The organism is Flavobacterium sp. (assembly GCF_046296355.1).
Lineage (GTDB): Bacteria > Bacteroidota > Bacteroidia > Flavobacteriales > Flavobacteriaceae > Flavobacterium.
Genome location: NZ_JBKBLM010000034.1, coordinates 1 through 17,940 on the forward strand (window position 1 = coordinate 1; position 17,940 = coordinate 17,940).

General features: G+C 36.0%; 20 protein-coding genes. 8 read left to right on the forward strand and 12 right to left on the reverse strand.

Annotation, left to right across the window (positions count from 1 at the left end; all coding sequences use genetic code 11):
• On the forward strand, positions 1-1,598 hold a 1,598-nt coding region (locus ACK4HO_RS11445), incomplete at its 5' end, for a T9SS type A sorting domain-containing protein (protein WP_409665929.1).
• 73 nt (positions 1,599-1,671) lie between these two features.
• Here ACK4HO_RS11445 and ACK4HO_RS11450 read toward each other — a convergent pair.
• Positions 1,672-2,616 (reverse strand): TerC family protein, encoded by a 945-nt coding sequence (locus ACK4HO_RS11450; protein WP_409665931.1) that lies wholly within the window; start codon positions 2,614-2,616, stop codon positions 1,672-1,674.
• A 206-nt stretch (positions 2,617-2,822) separates the two neighbouring features.
• Here ACK4HO_RS11450 and ACK4HO_RS11455 point away from each other — a divergent pair, with 206 nt between their 5' ends.
• From ACK4HO_RS11455 to ACK4HO_RS11475, 5 genes are all read left to right on the forward strand, one after another.
• Positions 2,823-5,012 carry a glutamine synthetase III gene (locus ACK4HO_RS11455; RefSeq protein ID WP_409665933.1) on the forward strand — a complete coding sequence of 730 codons (2,190 nt, stop codon included), beginning with the start codon at positions 2,823-2,825 and terminating at the stop codon, positions 5,010-5,012.
• Between the two features lie 103 nt (positions 5,013-5,115).
• Positions 5,116-6,006, forward strand: a complete 891-nt coding sequence (locus ACK4HO_RS11460) for an OmpA family protein (RefSeq protein WP_409665935.1) — start codon at positions 5,116-5,118, stop codon at positions 6,004-6,006.
• A gap of 1 nt (position 6,007) precedes the next feature.
• On the forward strand, positions 6,008-6,778 hold the full coding sequence (locus ACK4HO_RS11465; RefSeq protein WP_409665937.1) for an OmpA family protein: 771 nt from the start codon (positions 6,008-6,010) through the stop codon (positions 6,776-6,778).
• 101 nt (positions 6,779-6,879) lie between these two features.
• On the forward strand, positions 6,880-8,058 hold the full coding sequence (locus ACK4HO_RS11470; RefSeq protein ID WP_409665938.1) for an AIR synthase related protein: 1,179 nt from the start codon (positions 6,880-6,882) through the stop codon (positions 8,056-8,058).
• 12 nt (positions 8,059-8,070) lie between these two features.
• Entirely contained in the window at positions 8,071-8,499 is a 429-nt protein-coding gene (locus ACK4HO_RS11475) for a hypothetical protein (RefSeq protein ID WP_409665939.1), read from the forward strand.
• On the opposite strand, the gene ACK4HO_RS11480 is transcribed toward ACK4HO_RS11475, so the two are convergent.
• From ACK4HO_RS11480 to ACK4HO_RS11515, 8 genes are all read right to left on the reverse strand, one after another.
• Positions 8,496-8,771, reverse strand: a complete 276-nt coding sequence (locus ACK4HO_RS11480; protein WP_409665941.1) for an ATP-dependent Clp protease adaptor ClpS — start codon at positions 8,769-8,771, stop codon at positions 8,496-8,498. The two genes, ACK4HO_RS11475 and ACK4HO_RS11480, sit on opposite strands and share 4 nt — an antisense overlap.
• A 73-nt stretch (positions 8,772-8,844) precedes the next feature.
• Positions 8,845-9,678: a 50S ribosomal protein L11 methyltransferase gene (gene prmA, locus ACK4HO_RS11485; RefSeq protein ID WP_409665943.1), complete on the reverse strand. Its 834-nt coding sequence runs from the start codon at positions 9,676-9,678 to the stop codon at positions 8,845-8,847.
• Between the two features lie 64 nt (positions 9,679-9,742).
• Complete coding sequence (locus ACK4HO_RS11490) at positions 9,743-10,213, reverse strand: hypothetical protein (RefSeq protein WP_409665945.1); 471 nt, start codon at positions 10,211-10,213, stop codon at positions 9,743-9,745.
• Between the two features lie 155 nt (positions 10,214-10,368).
• Positions 10,369-11,121 carry a triose-phosphate isomerase gene (tpiA, locus tag ACK4HO_RS11495; RefSeq protein ID WP_409665947.1) on the reverse strand — a complete coding sequence of 251 codons (753 nt, stop codon included), beginning with the start codon at positions 11,119-11,121 and terminating at the stop codon, positions 10,369-10,371.
• Positions 11,121-11,618, reverse strand: a complete 498-nt coding sequence (locus tag ACK4HO_RS11500; protein ID WP_409665948.1) for a TlpA family protein disulfide reductase — start codon at positions 11,616-11,618, stop codon at positions 11,121-11,123. Before ACK4HO_RS11500 ends, tpiA begins: the two co-directional genes overlap by 1 nt.
• A 77-nt stretch (positions 11,619-11,695) precedes the next feature.
• Complete coding sequence (locus ACK4HO_RS11505) at positions 11,696-12,004, reverse strand: hypothetical protein (RefSeq protein ID WP_409665950.1); 309 nt, start codon at positions 12,002-12,004, stop codon at positions 11,696-11,698.
• Between the two features lie 49 nt (positions 12,005-12,053).
• Complete coding sequence (locus ACK4HO_RS11510) at positions 12,054-13,145, reverse strand: MauE/DoxX family redox-associated membrane protein (protein WP_409665952.1); 1,092 nt, start codon at positions 13,143-13,145, stop codon at positions 12,054-12,056.
• Between the two features lie 10 nt (positions 13,146-13,155).
• Positions 13,156-13,698, reverse strand: a complete 543-nt coding sequence (locus tag ACK4HO_RS11515) for a DUF1599 domain-containing protein (RefSeq protein ID WP_409665953.1) — start codon at positions 13,696-13,698, stop codon at positions 13,156-13,158.
• A 91-nt stretch (positions 13,699-13,789) separates the two neighbouring features.
• On the opposite strand from ACK4HO_RS11515, the gene folP reads away from it, so the two are divergent.
• The gene (gene folP / locus ACK4HO_RS11520) at positions 13,790-14,620 is read left to right on the forward strand and encodes a dihydropteroate synthase (protein ID WP_409665955.1); all 831 of its coding nucleotides are present in this window, start codon (positions 13,790-13,792) and stop codon (positions 14,618-14,620) included.
• Between the two features lie 2 nt (positions 14,621-14,622).
• Complete coding sequence (locus ACK4HO_RS11525) at positions 14,623-15,252, forward strand: hypothetical protein (protein ID WP_409665957.1); 630 nt, start codon at positions 14,623-14,625, stop codon at positions 15,250-15,252.
• A gap of 25 nt (positions 15,253-15,277) precedes the next feature.
• Here ACK4HO_RS11525 and rlmH read toward each other — a convergent pair whose 3' ends face one another.
• The 3 genes from rlmH to ACK4HO_RS11540 are packed head-to-tail and all read right to left on the reverse strand — an operon-like array spanning position 15,278 to position 17,899.
• Entirely contained in the window at positions 15,278-15,751 is a 474-nt protein-coding gene (rlmH, locus tag ACK4HO_RS11530) for a 23S rRNA (pseudouridine(1915)-N(3))-methyltransferase RlmH (RefSeq protein ID WP_409665959.1), read from the reverse strand.
• Positions 15,752-15,757: 6 nt separating this feature from the next.
• Positions 15,758-16,498, reverse strand: a complete 741-nt coding sequence (locus ACK4HO_RS11535; protein WP_409665961.1) for a shikimate dehydrogenase family protein — start codon at positions 16,496-16,498, stop codon at positions 15,758-15,760.
• Positions 16,499-17,899 (reverse strand): tetratricopeptide repeat protein, encoded by a 1,401-nt coding sequence (locus tag ACK4HO_RS11540; protein ID WP_409665962.1) that lies wholly within the window; start codon positions 17,897-17,899, stop codon positions 16,499-16,501.
• Between the last annotated feature and the right edge of the window lie 41 nt (positions 17,900-17,940).

Sequence of the window (17,940 nt, forward strand, 5' to 3'; positions counted from 1 at the left end):
GTGCTCCAAGCGGAAGCTATGGACAAGTAAGCGCACCAAGTGCTTGTGGAGGAACAACCACAGTGACTTATACAGTAACAGATAAATGTTATGAGACATCAACAGTAACAAGAGCGTTCACAATCACACCAGCTCCAGTGTTAGTATTGAATTCTCCTGATTCAACTATTATTGATTCTTGTGCTTATGCAGACCAAGCGGCAGTTGATGCAGCGTTTGCTACATGGTTAAGTCAATTTACAGTAACTGGAGGATGTACGCCAGTTGGTGACTATGGACAACCTGTTGCCCCACCATTATGTAGTGGAGGAACAACTACAGTAACTTACGTAGTGAATGATTTATGTATTGAAGCTGATGTAACGGAGACATTTACCGTAGTACCGGCACTTAAATTAGAAGTTTCATGTCCGGCTGATAGAGTGGTTGAATGTGGAGATGATGCTGCAACATTATTTGCCCAATGGAGAGATTCATTCGGATATACAGGAGGATGTGCCAATGCAACAGTAACTGATTTGTCGCAATATCAAATGCCGGCTCCGGGTGTACCATTGATTATTACCTTTACAGTAACTGATAATTGTCAAACAGTTTCATGTACAGCAAGATTCTTTATTAATGAATGTGCTTACTGTACTTATACTCAAGGGTATTATGGAAATCCTAAAGGAGTAGCATGTACTCCAGAAGGAACCACAACTAATGCTAGAGCAATTATGATTAATGCGTTGACTATAGAAGAAGGAGAATACGACTTTGGTAGCATTGTCACTGGAAACTATTTCAAATTGACTTTAGCTGATGTAACCAGTAACAATATATTCAGAATGTTACCTGGTGGTGGAACTCCAAGATCTTTAATTGGATACTCAACATATTCAGTGGCTTCTACATGGAGTGATAACGATCCACTAAATGCAAGTGGTTCGCAAAGAGGCAAAATCAACAATAATTTGTTAAGTCAAACTATGACGTTGTTCTTCAATACCAGATTGAATTCTGAAATAGGAGACTTTGCTTTGACTAACACTTTTGTAACAGCTGATACTGAAGTTTGTGGTTCGTCCGAACCTATGCCAGGCACTGAACAACTCTTTACAATAGCTCAACCTGTAATTGATTATCTAGATGCTAATGGTGGAGCTACAGTAAGTAATTTATTCTTACTAGCCAATAAAGCATTAGGTGGTGAAAATATTGGAAATGTTACAGCTAGTCAAGTTAATGGAGCTGTTGATGCTATCAATAGAGGATTTGACGGATGTAGAGTTTTTGTAGGTACTACGATGTCATACGAAACTGTTGAAACAACAATTAGACAAGATTCTAGTGCATCTTCTGCTGTTAAAGGTATGGAAGTTAAGATTTATCCTAATCCTTACACTGATAACTTCAATGTAAGTTTATCAACTTCAAATGAGGATAAAGTTACCATTGCAGTTTATGATATGATTGGAAGATTAATCGAAACACGCGATGTAAATCCTAGAGAATCATCCGATGTAAGAATTGGTGATAAGTATCCTTCAGGAGTTTACAATGTAGTTGTTACTCAAGGAGAAGAAGTTAAAACCCTTAAAGTAATCAAAAGATAATCTTTAAAATAAATTAGTGAATAAAAAACCTCTTTGTAATGAAGAGGTTTTTTTATTTTTAAAATGTCAGATATTAATCAGCGTTGTCATTTTTTCTAATAGAAATAATGATACCCGCTAATAATGATACAGCGATAAAACCTAAAGAAACCCATTCTGGGAATTTATAATAATGAATAATTAACATTTTGACACCAACAAATGTTAGGATGGCAATCAAACTATATTCAAGATAACTGAATCTTTCCAACATATTAGCCAAAAAGAAATACATAGAACGCAAACCCAATATGGCAAAAATATTTGAGCTAAAAACTAAAAAAGGATCAGAGGTTATGGCCAATATTGCAGGAACACTATCCAAAGCAAATAACATATCCATTACTTCAATAACAATTAAAGCGACAAAAAGCGGTGTAGCTGCAGTAATATGTCTTCTCTTTACAAAAAAATGTTCTCCTTCAGCATGACTGGTAATTGGAATTATTTTGCGTAAGTTTCTATAAACAAATGATTTCTTAGGGTTAAATTCTTCTTCGTCACCTTTAAATAACATCTTAATAGCTGTAAAAATTAAGAATGCCCCAAACAAGTAGGTCATCCAACTGAACTTGTTAATCAAAATCACACCAAAGAAAATCATCAAGCCTCTAAAGACAATTGCTCCCAAAATACCCCAAAACAAAACCCGATGTTGGTATTTCTGAGGAATTTTAAATGAAGCAAAAATTACAGCTATCACAAAAATATTGTCCACACTCAACGATAATTCAATCAAATAGCCGGTGATAAACTTCATTGAAGCAACGGCCGGAGTTATGTCGGTCGGATTGGCAATGAATCCGTTTTTGTATATCCAACCAACAACAATGCTGAAAATAAAAGAGAGCGATACCCAAATCCCGGTCCAAATCCCGGCTTCTTTCGGTTTGATAATATGAGGGTTTTTGTTAAATACACCCAAATCAAGGGCAAGAAACAGGAAGATTAAGGCCAGAAAAATTATCCAAACTATCATGATGCATTTATTTAGTTGCTACAAATATAGGAGTTTGAATTGTCTGATAGTATTTATTAACGATTCCTGAATAAAAGTTTTAAACAATTTATTTTTGATAAATAATCAGATTGACCCCTAAAAAAATAGGGTATGTTTATTTTAAATTAAAAATATTGCTATATTTGCATCAAATTAATAGGGTATAACTTTTTAAAATTAACTTTATGTCAACTTTACGTTTTCAAGCATTAAAAGATGCATCAGGTAGAAAGCCTGTAAAATTTGAAGAAGCTGATAAAAAATCGGCACTTTTTGGTTCAAATGTGTTCAATGATAAAGCAATGAAGCAATATTTAACTTCAGATGCTTACAAAGGAGTAAAAGATGCGGTACAGCACGGAACTAAAATTGACAGAAAGCTAGCGGATTATATCGCTATGGGAATGAAAGAATGGGCATTGTCAAAAGGCGTTACTCACTATACCCACTGGTTTCAACCTTTAACAGGAACAACTGCAGAAAAACACGATGCTTTCTTTGAAACGTCTTATGACGGTTCTGATCCTGTTGAAAAATTCGGTGGTGGCCAATTGGTTCAACAAGAACCGGATGCTTCTTCTTTCCCAAATGGAGGAATCAGAAATACATTCGAAGCTCGTGGTTATACCGCTTGGGATCCAACTTCTCCGGCATTTATCTTCGGAACTACTTTGTGTATCCCAACAGTTTTCATCTCTTATACCGGTGAAGCTTTAGATTATAAAACACCACTTTTACGTGCCTTAAATGCAGTTGATGAAGCGGCAACGGATGTATGTAAATATTTCGATAAAAACGTAAAAAAAGTAACCGCCACTTTAGGTTGGGAACAAGAATATTTTTTGGTTGACAGTTCATTAGCCAACTCACGTCCCGATTTAGTAATGACAGGTAGAACTTTATTAGGTCACACTTCTGCTAAAGGACAACAATTAGACGACCATTATTTTGGTTCAATTCCATCTCGTGCATTAAATTACATGAGAGAATTAGAAGAAGAATGTATGTTGTTAGGAATTCCGGTTAAAACTCGTCACAATGAAGTAGCGCCAAACCAATTTGAGTTGGCTCCAATTTTTGAAGAAACGAACTTAGCCGTTGACCACAATTCATTATTGATGGATGTAATGTCTAAAGTAGGTGAACGTCACGATTTTAAAGTCCTTTTCCACGAAAAACCATTCAAAGGCGTAAACGGTTCAGGAAAACACAATAACTGGTCGTTAGCTACAGATACGGGTGTAAACTTATTATCTCCTAGCAAAACGCCAATGAGCAATTTACAGTTCTTGTCATTCTTTATTAATACAATTAAAGCGGTGAATGAGTATGAAGAATTACTTCGTGCAGCCATTGCAACGGCAAGTAATGATCACCGATTGGGAGCCAATGAAGCGCCACCGGCTATTATCTCGGTTTTCATCGGAGAACAATTGACCAAAGTTTTAGCAGAATTAGAAGGCGTTTCTAAAGGAAAATTATCTCCGGAAGAAAAAACCGATCTAAAATTAAACGTAGTAGGTAAAATTCCCGATGTAATGTTGGACAATACCGACAGAAACAGAACGTCTCCATTTGCCTTTACCGGAAATAAATTTGAATTCCGTGCTGTTGGTTCTTCTGCTAACTGTGCCAATGCCATGACGACATTGAATTCTATTGTGGCCAAACAATTGAAAGAGTTTAAAAAAGAAGTTGATGCTTTAATCGAGAAGAAAGATTTAAAGAAAGACGAAGCCATTTTCAACGTCTTAAGAGAATATATCAAAGAAACTAAAAACATCCTTTTCGAAGGTGATGGTTATAGCGATGCTTGGGAAAAAGAAGCTAAAAAACGTGGCTTAAGCAATCACAAAACTACCCCAACCGCTTTGAAAGCTAAAGTGTCTAAAAAAGCCTTAGACTTATTCAAAGATTTGAACGTAATGAACCACGTTGAAGTGGAAGCACGTTACGAAATTGAATTGGAAGAATACACTAAGAAAATCCAAATTGAAGGAAGAGTTTTGGGAGATATTGCTCGTAATCACGTGATACCAACAGCCATTCGTTACCAAAATACTTTAATCGAAAACGTACGTGGATTAAAAGAAATTTTTGGTAAAGACTTTGAAAAAATTGCCAAAGAGCAAATCTCTTTAATCAAAGAAATTTCAGCGCATATCGAAGGCATTAACTCGAATGTAGAAGCCATGACCGAAGCCCGTAAAAAAGCAAACGTTTTAACAGATGCTCAAAAAATGGCCGAAGCATACTGCGACAAAGTGAAACCATACTTTGAAGTAATTCGAGAACATTGTGATAAATTGGAGTTATTGGTAGATGATGAAATCTGGACCTTAACCAAATACAGAGAGTTATTATTTACAAGATAATCTTTATAATTAGTTAGCACAACACCCGACAGTTTTTAAAATTGTCGGGTGTTTTTATATTAAAAATGCCGTAACTTCGTTATACTTAAATAAAACCCAATCCATGTTGCGCAAAATAGCTACTGTATTTATTCTGTTCATTTCTGCCAATCTGTTAGCACAAGAACAAATGTCTGTTTTTTTTGAGAGCAACAAATTTCAATTGACTAAAAAGGAAGAAAACAAACTCAACCAATGGATTTTAGCCAACAATAACAATAAAATTGTCGCCATTCACGGATTTACCGACGAAGACGGAACGTCTGGATTTAATGATACTTTGGCCCAAAAAAGAGTCGATTTTATCTTCCAAATTGTGAAAGACCAAATCAAAATCAGGGAAGATTTTAAAACCTTGAGTTTTGGTGAAAAATTCACTCAATCCGAAAATAAAGCCGAAAACCGAAAGGTTACCATTTATTACATCCTCGAAAAAGACATTCCGCGCGAAAATGAAATTCTCGGTATCAAACCCGAAGTAGCCGTTGAAGAATTGCCTAAACCTGAAATAGAATATCCCGAAAAATTAATCTTCGAAAACCCAAACGGAACCAAATCAGAATTCAAACTCGATAGAGAGTTTATGAAAAAAGTCGGTAATGCTAAAACAGGAGATAAGCTCAAAATCGAAAACCTGAATTTCATCATCAATACATTTGCCGTGGTCAACGAATCCCGCGGAAAACTCTATGAACTCTTATTGGTACTGCAAAGTAATCCGCAATTGAAGATAGAAATTCAAGGGCATTTGTGTTGCATGCCGGTTGATAGAACCGATTTATCAACCCAAAGGGCCAAAGCCATTTTTAATTTTTTAATCAACAATGAAGTCTATCGCGCCCGATTGTCTTATAAAGGTTTCGGGAGTACGCAACCCATTTATCCGATTCCCGAAAAGAACGAAGCCGAGCGTGCCGCCAATCGACGTGTTGAAATTTTAATTGTCGAAAATTAAGATGAAGAAAGCCGCACTCATATTGCTATTGTTTTTACCGCTTTTAGGATTTTCTCAAAAGCAATTTGAAGTGTTTTTCGATTTCAATAAAGACTTCCCTAATCAAAGTTCGATACTATTGCTAAATGAATGGATTGCCACAAATAAAGAGATAGAAATCACTAAACTTCTGGGCTTTTGCGACAGTATCGATACCAAAGATTACAACAAACATTTAGCCGAAAGACGTATTGAAAGTGTTCGTGAACTTTTAGAAAAAAGTGGTTTAAAGTTCAATAAAAATCTCGATAAAATAGCCTTTGGAAAAGATTTCAAACAATCTAAAATCCAAGCAGAAAATAGAAAAGTGACGATTTTTTACAGTGAAATTGTCGATAAACCGGTAGAAAGTGAGTTCTCCAAGCAAATTAGAAACTCCAAAGTAGGCGAGACCATTAAGCTACCTAATATTTACTTCTTTAATAATTCGGCCCGAATTGTACCCAAATCGGAATCCAGTTTATACGATTTACTTTGTGCTATGCAGGACAATCCGAAACTAAAAATTGAAATTCAAGGACACATTTGTTGCCAAATGGTTAATGATTTTAACAACATTTCTACCGCTCGTGCCCGTGCCATTTACAATTATTTGTTGCGCAATAAAATCGACAGAAAAAGAATGACCTTCAAAGGTTACGGCGTGTCGAGACCTATTCACAAAATTCCGGAACAAAACCAAACTGAAGAAGATGAAAATCGTCGTGTTGAGATTTTGATTTTAGAAAATTAAAATGCTATTTCTAACGGTCTAACAATCTAACAATCCAAAAATCTGATTATCTTTGCGCCACAACAATCTACCTGTCGGCAGATAGGCACAACTACTACAAAATGAGCTCTGATAATAGTCAACGCTACAATCTACGCGGAGTTTCGGCTTCCAAAGAAGATGTGCACAACGCCATCAAAAACATCGATAAAGGATTATTTCCAAAAGCTTTCTGCAAAATCGTTCCCGATTACCTGACCAATGAAGACGACTATTGTCTGATTATGCATGCTGATGGTGCCGGGACCAAATCGTCTTTGGCGTATATGTATTGGAAAGAAACCGGTGATATTTCCGTGTGGAAAGGCATTGCGCAAGATGCATTGATTATGAATATAGATGATTTATTGTGTGTTGGTGCAACGGATAATATTTTATTGTCATCTACTATTGGAAGAAATAAAAACCTTATTCCGGCCGAAGTGATTTCTGCGATTATCAACGGAACGGAAGAATTGATAGCCGAGTTGAAATCCTTTGGGGTTACCATCCATTCTACCGGTGGCGAAACTGCAGATGTGGGTGATTTGGTGCGAACAATAATTGTAGATTCAACCGTTACGGCTCGTATGAAACGAAGTAATGTAGTTGATAATGCAAACATACAAGCCGGAGATGTCATTGTTGGTTTGGCTTCTTTTGGTCAGGCCAAATATGAGAAAAGTTATAACGGCGGAATGGGAAGCAACGGACTAACTTCTGCTCGACATGATGTTTTTGCCAAATATTTAACCGAAAAATACCCTGAAAGTTTTGATGCAGCGGTTCCGAATGAATTAGTTTATTCCGGAAGCACAAAATTGACCGATGCTGTAGAAGATTCACCAATCGATGCCGGAAAATTAGTTTTATCACCAACCAGAACTTACGCTCCGATTATTAAATCGATTTTAGACAAATATACTCCCAATGAAATCCACGGAATGGTTCATTGTTCCGGTGGCGCACAAACCAAAGTCTTGCATTTTGTAGATAATGTTCATGTCATCAAAGATAATTTATTTCCGGTGCCGCCATTATTTAAACTAATCCAAGAAAATTCTAAAACCGATTGGAAAGAAATGTACCAAGTGTTCAATTGTGGCCATCGCATGGAATTATACGTTTCAAAAGAGCTTGCCCAAGACATCATCACTATCTCAGAATCTTTTGGTGTAGCCGCACAAATTGTTGGTAGAGTAGAAGCTTCAGAAAACAAAAAACTCACTATTGAAAGCGAGTTTGGCAAGTTTGTATATTAAAAGTAAGCCATCATGATAATCAATCCTAAAAACGGTGTCGACCAATTATTATTTGGCATGAAACAAAATCATGTTGAAGCTATATACGGCAAACCTTCCAAGCAATTCAAAGACGAAGATGGTAATGTACTTTATCATTACAATGAACAGAAAATAAGCGTAACTTTTTATGAAGATGAAAATTACCGTTTAGGCTATATTGCTTGTTCAAATCCTGAAGCAACTATTTTAGAAAATAAAGTTATCGGTAAAAATGTCGAATCAATTAAGGCTGATTTGCCTTTCAAATCATGGTCTGTAGAAGATTTTGATTCTTTTGAAAATCACTTTAACGAGAGCAATTGGCTAATTCTACAATCAGAGTTTGATGAAATTATCCGAGTGGAAATTGGCGCCATTATCAATGATAACGACGAGTTTGATTGGAAGTTTAAAGCTTAAACAATCTCCGCACTCAAACCTGCTTCTAACAACTGAGTACATTGTGGTTTCAATTCGTCAAAGTGTCCTGTTTTTACAGTACATTTTCCTTTGTAATGCACTAAAATAGCACATTGTTCCGCTTGTTCGGAAGTGTGTTGGCAAACGCGAATCAAAGTATCAATCACGTGGTCAAAAGTATTGACATCATCATTATACAAAACGATTTCGTTGTTGATGCCAACTTGTTCTTCGACTAAAACGTCTTCTTGTATTTTTTCTATTGTGCTCATATTTTGTTGTATGTTATGAGTTGTAAGTTCTAGGTTGTTTAACTTACAACATAGAACCTAAAACCTACAACTTTTAATAATTATATTTCAAAGAAACCCAATGGTTTCTCTCAAATTTTTTCACATACGTCAATCCTTTCTCTGTGCAAGATGCATCAATAAACGGAATGTCTTCGGTGTAGAATCCGCTCAACAAAAGAATACCGTTTTTGTTCAAACAATCTACGTACTGTTGCATATCGTTTAACAAAATATTGCGGTTAATGTTGGCAATGATTAAGTCGTATTTTTTACCTTTCAATAATTCGGCGTCACCTTCATAAACGGTAATTTCGTGACAATTATTGCGTTCGGCATTTTCAATAGAATTCAAATAACACCAATTATCGATATCAATAGCATCGATAGGTTGGGCGCCTTTCATTTCGGCCAAAATAGCTAAAATAGCAGTTCCGCAGCCCATGTCTAAGGTTTTCATGCCTTCAACATTGGTTTCCAATAAATGTTGGATCATCATGTGCGTGGTTTCGTGATGACCGGTTCCGAAACTCATTTTGGGCTCGATAACAATATCAAATTCAGCGTCGGTTTTGGGATGAAATGGCGCGCGAACATGGCATTTTCCGTCAACGTCAATGGGTTCGAAATTTTTTTCCCATTCTTCATTCCAATTGACTTGATCGATTTCTTCAATTGTATAAGAAATGGTAAATTCCGGAGAGGTTAACAGGTAAATATCGTTTAAGATATCTTCAGTCCAAAGATCTTTCTGAATGTAAGCACTAAAACCGTTATCGGTTTCAATGAAACTTTCAAAAGGTTTTTCGCCTAGTTCTGCGATGAGTATTTCAGAGCCTAATTCTTTGGGCTCAACTGAAAAATGATACCCTAAATAGATATTTGACATGGATTATTTTTTTGCAAAGGTAACAATCGTAAGAGTTACAGTAAAGCGTTTTGCAAAAAGAAATTTAATCCGACTTGACCATGGCGGTTTTCAGACTCGCATTCGGAATGTCATCCGGCGCAACGGTAAATATCATAAGTCTTTTGTAGCGTTTGTTGTCACCGTCATACAAATAGGTCATGGTATTGTCTTTCGGATTATAAGTGAGTTTAGCTCTCATAAATTTAGATTGAATCATCCACGAACCTTCATTTTCTTCATCTTTAGTGAAATTATAGATTGAACCGTGATGCAATCGGGTTTGTCCGTTGTCAATCATGCTAATGATGACGTAGCCGTTGGTTTTAGAACCAATTTCACGAATGTCAATTACCGAGTGTTCATATTCGGTTTCGACCAATTCGTATTTTTCAAAATCAACATTCCATACATAGTATTTTCGGGAATCAGATTGAAATCTTTTTTGGGTATCAATTTGTGCTTGTAAACTGGTAAAACAGGCAAATAAGAAAAATAAAAGAAATTTGGCTTTCATAATGATTTGTTTTGATGTAAGACTTGGGATAAATATAAAGACTTTAGCCGTTTAAAAGCAAATAAAATCGATGAAAAGCATATAAAATTATTTAAATATAAAAAAAAACTTTCAAATTAATGAAAGGTTTCTGTAGTTGGTCAATTTTTTAAAGGTTAAATTGCACTGGCAATCGCAGCAAAATCTGTTGCTTTTAAAGCAGCGCCACCTATCAATCCGCCATCAACATCCGGTTTTGAAAAAATCTCCTTGGCATTGTCAGGTTTTACGCTTCCGCCGTATAGAATAGAAACGTCTTCGGCAACGTCGCTACCAAATCTTTTTCGGACAGTTTCTCTAATGAACTCGTGCATTTCTTGGGCTTGCTCAGGTGAAGCGGTTTCTCCGGTACCAATGGCCCAAACCGGTTCATAAGCTAAAATGATTTGTTCCCAATCTTTATTTTCAATATGGAATAAGCCATCTCGCAATTGATTTTCAACCACATTAAAATGTTGGTTGTTTTGACGGTCTTTTAATTCTTCACCAAAACAAAAGATAACGGTCATATCGTGTTTTAATGCGGTGGTTACTTTTTGTGCCAAAAGCGTATCGGTTTCATGAAAGTAAGCACGACGCTCTGAATGTCCGAGAATCACAATGTTTACGCCTATACTTTTTAACATATCAGCTGAAATTTCACCGGTATAAGCACCGCTTTCATTTTGATGCATGTTTTGGGCAGCCACACCAATATTGGTAAATTCTAAATGGTCTACAGCCGAGGCAAGATTTACAAATGTGGGTGCGACAATAATTTGGGCCTCAATATCATTGGGTAATTTGTCAATCAATTCGTTTAATAAATCTTCTGTTTCTTCGGCATTTTTATGCATTTTCCAATTACCGGCAACAATCTTTTGTCTCATTATAATATTTTTTTTATGGTAGTGCTCATTGCTTCAAAGTCGGTTTCAATGGCTCTGTAAGTAGCAATTTTACCCTCTTTGTCTATAATAATGTATCTAGGAATCCAATCTAAATCAATTGATTTTCCGAATTCTCCTTTCATTCCGTCTGTTACCCAATAATGGTCGCCTTTTAATTCGTGTTTGTCAATTCCGGCTTTCCATTTGTCAAAACCTTTGTCCATTGAGATAAAAACATAGCTCACATCGGTATATTTGGCTTGTAACTCTTTTAATTTAGGCATTGCCTTTACACAATCGCTACACCATGAAGCCCAAACTTCCATCACAATTACTTTGCCTTTATGGTTTTTCAACAGTTCTTTAAAAGTAATTTGGGTACTGTCGAGTGTGGTTAATTTTTTTTCAAAAGTTGTTTTACTGAATTCTTTTTTTTGCGCATTTGAACAAGCTAAACAGCTGATGGCTAATACAATACTTAATAAGATTTTCTTCATTCTATTTTTTTTATAAAGGTATAAGATGATATTCTTTTGTAGTCACAAAATTTTGCTAATTCTCTCCGTTAGGAAAATCATTTTTTTCTTTTGTTTTCCGGATTATCTTTTAGGTAAAATAGTTTGTGTTTTTTTCTTTTTCGTTCTCTTCGTTCTTTTTTCTTTTTATTGTCATACAAGTATTTTAGGATTAAAATAAATCCTAAAATAGATAGGAACGTTAAGGCACTGCCAATTAGTATATAAATGGTATTGCCCAACGGCGGATCTTCCATGGTTGAGATGTGATTGAGAACAATGTATCCTAAAATGAAAACAATGATACACAAACCAATACCAATCAGTCCTCTTTCATAAACCCTTTTAGACATTATATATTTAATCATAAAAATCTTTTTAGCCTTTAAAAATAACAAAAAGAAACATAAGTTGGATTTATTTTTTCAACTCAGAATAGGGCTTGTTAATTAATTTTTCAAAATCGGTCACCACAAACTTATTATCGGTTATGCCCCAATAGTATTTATACTCATTTCCGTTCCACAAATACTTTATGCCAGGTGTGTCTTTGCCTGAACCCAGTACTTTCCAGAATGGAATCACTTCAATGATTTTATAAGGATAATCGGCTCCTGCATATTTGAAAAACGCCGGAATCAAATCGGCTTCCTCATTCATAAATATGATTGAAATTTCCGGAAAATCTTTGGTGGTTTTTCTCAATTCGGTCAATTCTTTAGCGGCATCACGACAATGGTCACAACCCGGAACAAAGAAACAAAGTGTTTTTCTGCCTTTGTCAATACTTGGAAAATATTGCGCATAACCTGATTTGTGTTTTCCAGGTTCATTTGGTTCCGTTTTGACTACTTCTTTAGCTACTTCTTCCACTTTTTTAACAGTGTCTTTTATAACTGCAGTTTTTAGGGTATCAATTTTGGTTTCAGGAATCGTATCAGTTATGGTTTCTTCCGGAGTTGAAACGCTGAAGCTACTTTCAATCGGTTGTATAGGTGCCATCATAAATAAAGCCAAAATAGAGGCCAATGTCACTGTCGTTAATATCCAAAAGTTATCATTCTTTTCGTTGGATTTTGGCATGATAACAAACAACCAAACCAATAAAGCCATTGCCGCTACATTTTTGAGAATAGCTTCAATCGGTGTCATAGGCAACAAACTTCCAAAGCAACCACAGTTTCCTAAATTTCCGCCGTTTTGTATGGTTTCAATAGCTAAATGAGTCGTAAAAACGGCTAATAGCAAAATGGTAGCCGGAATAATAATGCTTCGCAAAAAGTTTTTTTGCAAAATCAAAAGGCCCAAAGCCAATTCAATTCCGATTAAAACTCTCGAAAAATACGGAGCAAAACCTTCCGAAAAGCCCATTGGATACAATTGTTTTACTTCAAAAGTTGAAATGGCAAAGTAAGGCGATGGATATAATTTGGCAACAGCCGAAAGTAAAAACAGGAATGAAATTACAATTCGAATTCCCCAAGCAATATTGTTTTTAGATGTGTTCATATAGCAATTTTTATTGTCCGAATTTCATAAGGATTAATGCAAAAACCGAGTAATTAATCATGTCCTGATAATTGGCATCAATGCCTTCTGAAACTATTGTTTTTCCTTGATTGTCTTCAATTTGCTTTACACGAAGTAACTTTTGCAAAATCAAATCGGTTAGTGAACTCACACGCATTTCGCGCCAAGCTTCACCATAATCGTGGTTTTTGTCTTCCATCAACGATTTGGTCAATGCAACTTTGGCATCAAAAAGCTCAGTCGCTTTCGCCACGTTTAAATCCGGTTGTTCTACTACGCCCAAATCCAATTGAATCAAAGCCATAATCGAATAATTGATGATTCCGATGAATTCTCCGGTTTCGTCTTCGTTTACTTTGCGAACATCGTTTTGTTGCAAACTACGGATGCGTTGGGCTTTGATGAATATTTGGTCGGTTAAAGAAGGCAATCTCAAGATTCTCCAAGCACTACCATAATCTTTCATTTTATTGATATACAGTTGTCGGCAAATGGCGATAACCTTGTCATATTCTTGAGAAGTTTTACTCATTTCAGTGTATCTTTGTGTCAAATTTTCCCAAAAGTAAAGAATAAAGATTGAAGTACAAAGGACTAAATCTTAGAACTAACTTAATTTGCAAATGACCATAAATTGTCGCGGAACACTTATCGATTTGACTTTGCCTAAAGTTATGGGCATATTAAATGTTACACCCAATTCATTCTACGATGGCGGGAAATTTGCCGATGAAAAAAGCCTGCTTTTACAAGTAGAAAAAATGCTAAACGAAGGCGCGACTTTTATTGATATTGGAGCCTATTCTAGCAAGCCAAGTGCTGAGTTTGTTACTGAAGAAGGAGAAATAGAAAGATTGGTTCCAATTATAAAATCGGTAATGAAACATTTTCCGGAAACCTTAATCTCTGTTGATACTTTTCGAGCCAATGTAGCTAAAGCCGGAATTGAAAACGGAGCATGCATCATCAATGACATTGCCGCCGGAAGTTTAGATGATAACATGATGAAAACAGTTGCCGAATTGCAAGTGCCTTATATTATGATGCACATGAAAGGCAATCCGCAAACGATGCAGAGTTTGGCACAGTACGAGAATGTTACCAAAGAAGTTTTGTTCTATTTCTCTGAAAAAGTGGCACAAGCGAGAAGTTTAGGCATTAACGATTTGATAATCGATCCCGGATTCGGCTTTGCCAAAACATTGGAACAGAATTTCGAAGTGATGAATAATTTAGAACTGTTTCAAATGCTGGATTTGCCAATTTTGGTTGGAATTTCGAGAAAATCAATGATTTATAAAACGTTAGACACTTCAGCCGAATTTGCTTTGAACGGCACAACAGTTTTGAATACAATTGCTTTACAAAAAGGTAGTAATATTTTAAGAGTGCACGATGTGAAAGAAGCCATAGAATGCGTAAAATTGCACCAGAGTTTAAATCCCAAATTATAACCATGAAAAAGTTTGTTTTCCTTTTAGTTTCAATGCTAATAATTTCCTGCGGAGAGGATAAAGAAGTTTTATTACCGGTGGCCAAAGAAACAATAGTTGCTGACGTAAAAGACCATTCGCCTATTTATTTCTTTTTCAAATTGGAAGAAAAAGATACGATAGTTGATGTCAACCGAAACAATTCGATTAGCTCAACCAATTGGTTGTTCAACATTGATAAGCGATTGCCGTTGCGCAAAGTGATTTTGGAAATTAAAAAACTGCAAACCAAAAAAGACAAGAGTGCCCACAAAAGCGTTGCTTCAGAAAACTATTTTACTTATACCGATACGGTGAAGAAGAACTTGGCTTTTATGCCGTTTACCAAAATCCAATACAAATTAGAGAAACCTGATTTTAACATCAAGTATTTTCACTTAGACCGAAATGATTTGGTGCATTATAACGAATTGGTTTTCTCCAAAAATCAACTGCAGGAGTTTATCAATAAAATGCCGAATTCCAGAATCTATTTCTCCTTCGATAAAGGCATGTCTTTCGGAAAGTACATCGAATATAAACTCTTTATCAAAAATCTCGAGATCAACAAGCAAGGTGTTTCGATAAGTTCAAAGAAAGAATACATCTATTAAACTTCGTATTTCTAACCTCGTACTTTTACTGATGGTGATAAGGTTCGTTGCGCAAAATCGTAAACCCGCGGTACAACTGCTCAATAAAGAATAATCTAACCATTTGGTGCGAAAAAGTCATTTCGGAAAGCGAGACTTTACCTTGTGCTTTTTTGTAAACTTCAGCACTAAAACCATACGGTCCGCCAATGACAAATACCAGGGTTTTTACACCTGAATTCATTTTCTTTTGCAAATAATCGGAGAAGCCAACACTGGAGGATGTTGAGCCGTTTTCATCCAATAAAATCAATTGGTCGGTTGGGGTTAATTTGGCCAAAATCAATTCGCCTTCTTTTTCTTTTTGTTGCGCTTCCGAAAGGTTTTTGACGTTTTTGATATCGGGAATAATCTCTAAATCAAACTTGATGTAAAACGACAAACGTTTGGTGTAATCATCAATCAACGTTTGCAACGCTTTGTTATCGGTTTTGCCAATGGCGATTAGTTTGATGTTCATAGCGATTTATTTATTCCAAATTTTCCAGGCTTTTTCGGCTTGCAAAACTAACATTTCGTAACCGTTTTTGGTAATGGCACCGTTCTTTTTCGCTTTTTTCAAAAACTGCGTTTCCTCCGGATTGTAAATCAGGTCGAAAGCGATGTGTTTTTCTGTAAAAAAATTATAGGGAATTAGCGGAAACGCTTTGATTTCAGGGCTTGTGCCCAAAGGTGTGCAATTGATAATAATATGATAATTGTCGAAAGTAGTTGCATTGATTCGGTCATAATCAATCCTGCCTTCTTTTGCTTCGCGAGAAACATAAGTGTATAGAATTCCGAGTTGGTCTAAGGCAAATGCCACAGCTTTAGCTGCGCCACCGGTTCCAAGGATTAAAGCTTTTTGATGGTGGGGTTGGAGTAGTGGTTCCAAAGATTTCATAAATCCGTAATAATCGGAATTGTAGCCTTTGAGTTTTCCTTTTTTGGTAAAGCGAATGACATTGACAGCGCCAATTTGAGCCGCATTTTGAGACAACTTATCCAAATACGGAATGACTACTTCTTTATAAGGAATCGTAACATTTAAGCCTTTTAAATTGGTATTGTTGGCAATAAGCGTGGGGAATTCTTCAATAGATTGCAAGTCAAAATTCTCATAAGAACAATCGATAAGATTACCCAAAGCAAACTTTTCGGTAAAGTACTTTTTGGAAAACGAATAGGAAATGTTCTTTCCGATTAGACCGTATTGTCTTCTCGACATTTATTCCGATTTTTTGTGTTTCGCCATATAATCCTGCACTGACTGTCTTTCCCAAACCATTGGAAACAATTCTTCCAAAATAGTATTGTGTTTAGAATTCAAACGCAAACCATTGTTCAAGTGGAAGTTTCCTTTTTCTTCTTCGTGTAAAGACAAGTGCAAACCGGCCAAACGGTATTCGATTTCGCATTCTTCCGGGAAATATTCCGCGGCTTGGATTAAGGTCAGAATCGCATTGTTGTTTTCGCCCATATTTTGCATCATGTCTACCCAAAACAACCAAGTGTCTAATTGGTAATCGCCATGTTCCACCGCTTTTCTGTATCCGAATTCAGCTTCTTCAAACATACTCATCGCTTTGTTGATGGTAGCATAACGCTTCCAGTACATACGATTTTGGTCATCGATTGCTAAAGCTTTGTTGACATAAAATAAGGCTTTTTGGAAGTTTTTTTGGCGCACATAAAAATCGGTAATCGCAATCCAACCTTTGTCTAAAAGCGGATCTTCGTGTACGGTTTTATTAAAGTATTTTAAGGCCTCAACTTTGTTGCCTAGTTTTTCATAACATTTTCCGATGCGCAATAACGCATAAGAAGTCGGGTCGTCTAATTCGATGGTACGATTGTAGCTTTCGATGGCTTCTTCGTGTCTTTTTAAACGTTCCAGTGCTTTTCCTTTTTCCATGAAAGCACCAATAAATTCTTCATCAATGTAAGTGGCAAATTCGAATGAACGAACCGCATTTTCATAATCTTTTACCCCATAATACAAACGACCGGATTGGTGCCAAGCGATTTCGCTGTAGGGATTTCTATCGATGTAAGTTTTAAGGTATTCAATGGCATCCAAATTTTGGTCCAAAAACTCGAAGCAATACACTACATTATATAGTGCTGATTGGTCTTCGAAATCTTCTTCCAAACACTTGATAAAATTTTCTTTGGCCAATTCAAGGCTATCCATAAAAAGATATTCCATTCCGATTAAGTTGTATACATCGGCGTAATCTTCTGTATAAAGAAGCGCTGTTTGCAAGAACTCAACGGCTTTTTCGTGGTCGTCTCTTTTAGAATAGATATTGGCTTTTTGGATAAAAATTTCTTCGTTGGTTGGCTCAATGGCGTACAATTCGTTTAACAACTTTTCAGCCTGATCCAATTTATCGTCGTACACCAGCATTTCTACTTGAACTAATTTTAATCCGGTAGATTTTGGGTGTTGTTCCAGTCCTAATTTTAAAGCTTTCTTAGCTAGAGAAGCTTTTCCCATGTCGAGATAATGCAGTATAATTTCCTCGAACTCCTCTGAATCGAAAAACAAGACTTTGTTGGTTTTCAACATCGACTCAAATTTCGCTAAGGATAAGTTGTAATCTTCTTCGTCGTGGTCTAGGTGCATACTAGTAGGTTTTAAAATTATCCTTAATAAAATTAGGGAAA

Bases quoted from the DNA above. Each gene is read 5' to 3' on its own strand.
- ACK4HO_RS11450 (WP_409665931.1), bottom strand. From the start codon at position 2,616: ATGATAGTTTGGATAATTTTTCTGGCCTTAATCTTCCTGTTTCTTGCC.
- folP (WP_409665955.1), top strand. From the start codon at position 13,790: ATGACCATAAATTGTCGCGGAACACTTATCGATTTGACTTTGCCTAAA.
- ACK4HO_RS11510 (WP_409665952.1), bottom strand. From the start codon at position 13,145: ATGAACACATCTAAAAACAATATTGCTTGGGGAATTCGAATTGTAATT.
- ACK4HO_RS11500 (WP_409665948.1), bottom strand. From the start codon at position 11,618: ATGAAGAAAATCTTATTAAGTATTGTATTAGCCATCAGCTGTTTAGCT.
- prmA (WP_409665943.1), bottom strand. From the start codon at position 9,678: ATGTCAAATATCTATTTAGGGTATCATTTTTCAGTTGAGCCCAAAGAA.
- tpiA (WP_409665947.1), bottom strand. From the start codon at position 11,121: ATGAGACAAAAGATTGTTGCCGGTAATTGGAAAATGCATAAAAATGCC.
- ACK4HO_RS11470 (WP_409665938.1), top strand. From the start codon at position 6,880: ATGAGCTCTGATAATAGTCAACGCTACAATCTACGCGGAGTTTCGGCT.
- ACK4HO_RS11490 (WP_409665945.1), bottom strand. From the start codon at position 10,213: ATGAAAGCCAAATTTCTTTTATTTTTCTTATTTGCCTGTTTTACCAGT.
- ACK4HO_RS11535 (WP_409665961.1), bottom strand. From the start codon at position 16,498: ATGTCGAGAAGACAATACGGTCTAATCGGAAAGAACATTTCCTATTCG.
- rlmH (WP_409665959.1), bottom strand. From the start codon at position 15,751: ATGAACATCAAACTAATCGCCATTGGCAAAACCGATAACAAAGCGTTG.
- ACK4HO_RS11475 (WP_409665939.1), top strand. From the start codon at position 8,071: ATGATAATCAATCCTAAAAACGGTGTCGACCAATTATTATTTGGCATG.
- ACK4HO_RS11515 (WP_409665953.1), bottom strand. From the start codon at position 13,698: ATGAGTAAAACTTCTCAAGAATATGACAAGGTTATCGCCATTTGCCGA.
- ACK4HO_RS11480 (WP_409665941.1), bottom strand. From the start codon at position 8,771: ATGAGCACAATAGAAAAAATACAAGAAGACGTTTTAGTCGAAGAACAA.
- ACK4HO_RS11455 (WP_409665933.1), top strand. From the start codon at position 2,823: ATGTCAACTTTACGTTTTCAAGCATTAAAAGATGCATCAGGTAGAAAG.
- ACK4HO_RS11540 (WP_409665962.1), bottom strand. From the start codon at position 17,899: ATGCACCTAGACCACGACGAAGAAGATTACAACTTATCCTTAGCGAAA.
- ACK4HO_RS11505 (WP_409665950.1), bottom strand. From the start codon at position 12,004: ATGATTAAATATATAATGTCTAAAAGGGTTTATGAAAGAGGACTGATT.
- ACK4HO_RS11465 (WP_409665937.1), top strand. From the start codon at position 6,008: ATGAAGAAAGCCGCACTCATATTGCTATTGTTTTTACCGCTTTTAGGA.
- ACK4HO_RS11460 (WP_409665935.1), top strand. From the start codon at position 5,116: ATGTTGCGCAAAATAGCTACTGTATTTATTCTGTTCATTTCTGCCAAT.
- ACK4HO_RS11525 (WP_409665957.1), top strand. From the start codon at position 14,623: ATGAAAAAGTTTGTTTTCCTTTTAGTTTCAATGCTAATAATTTCCTGC.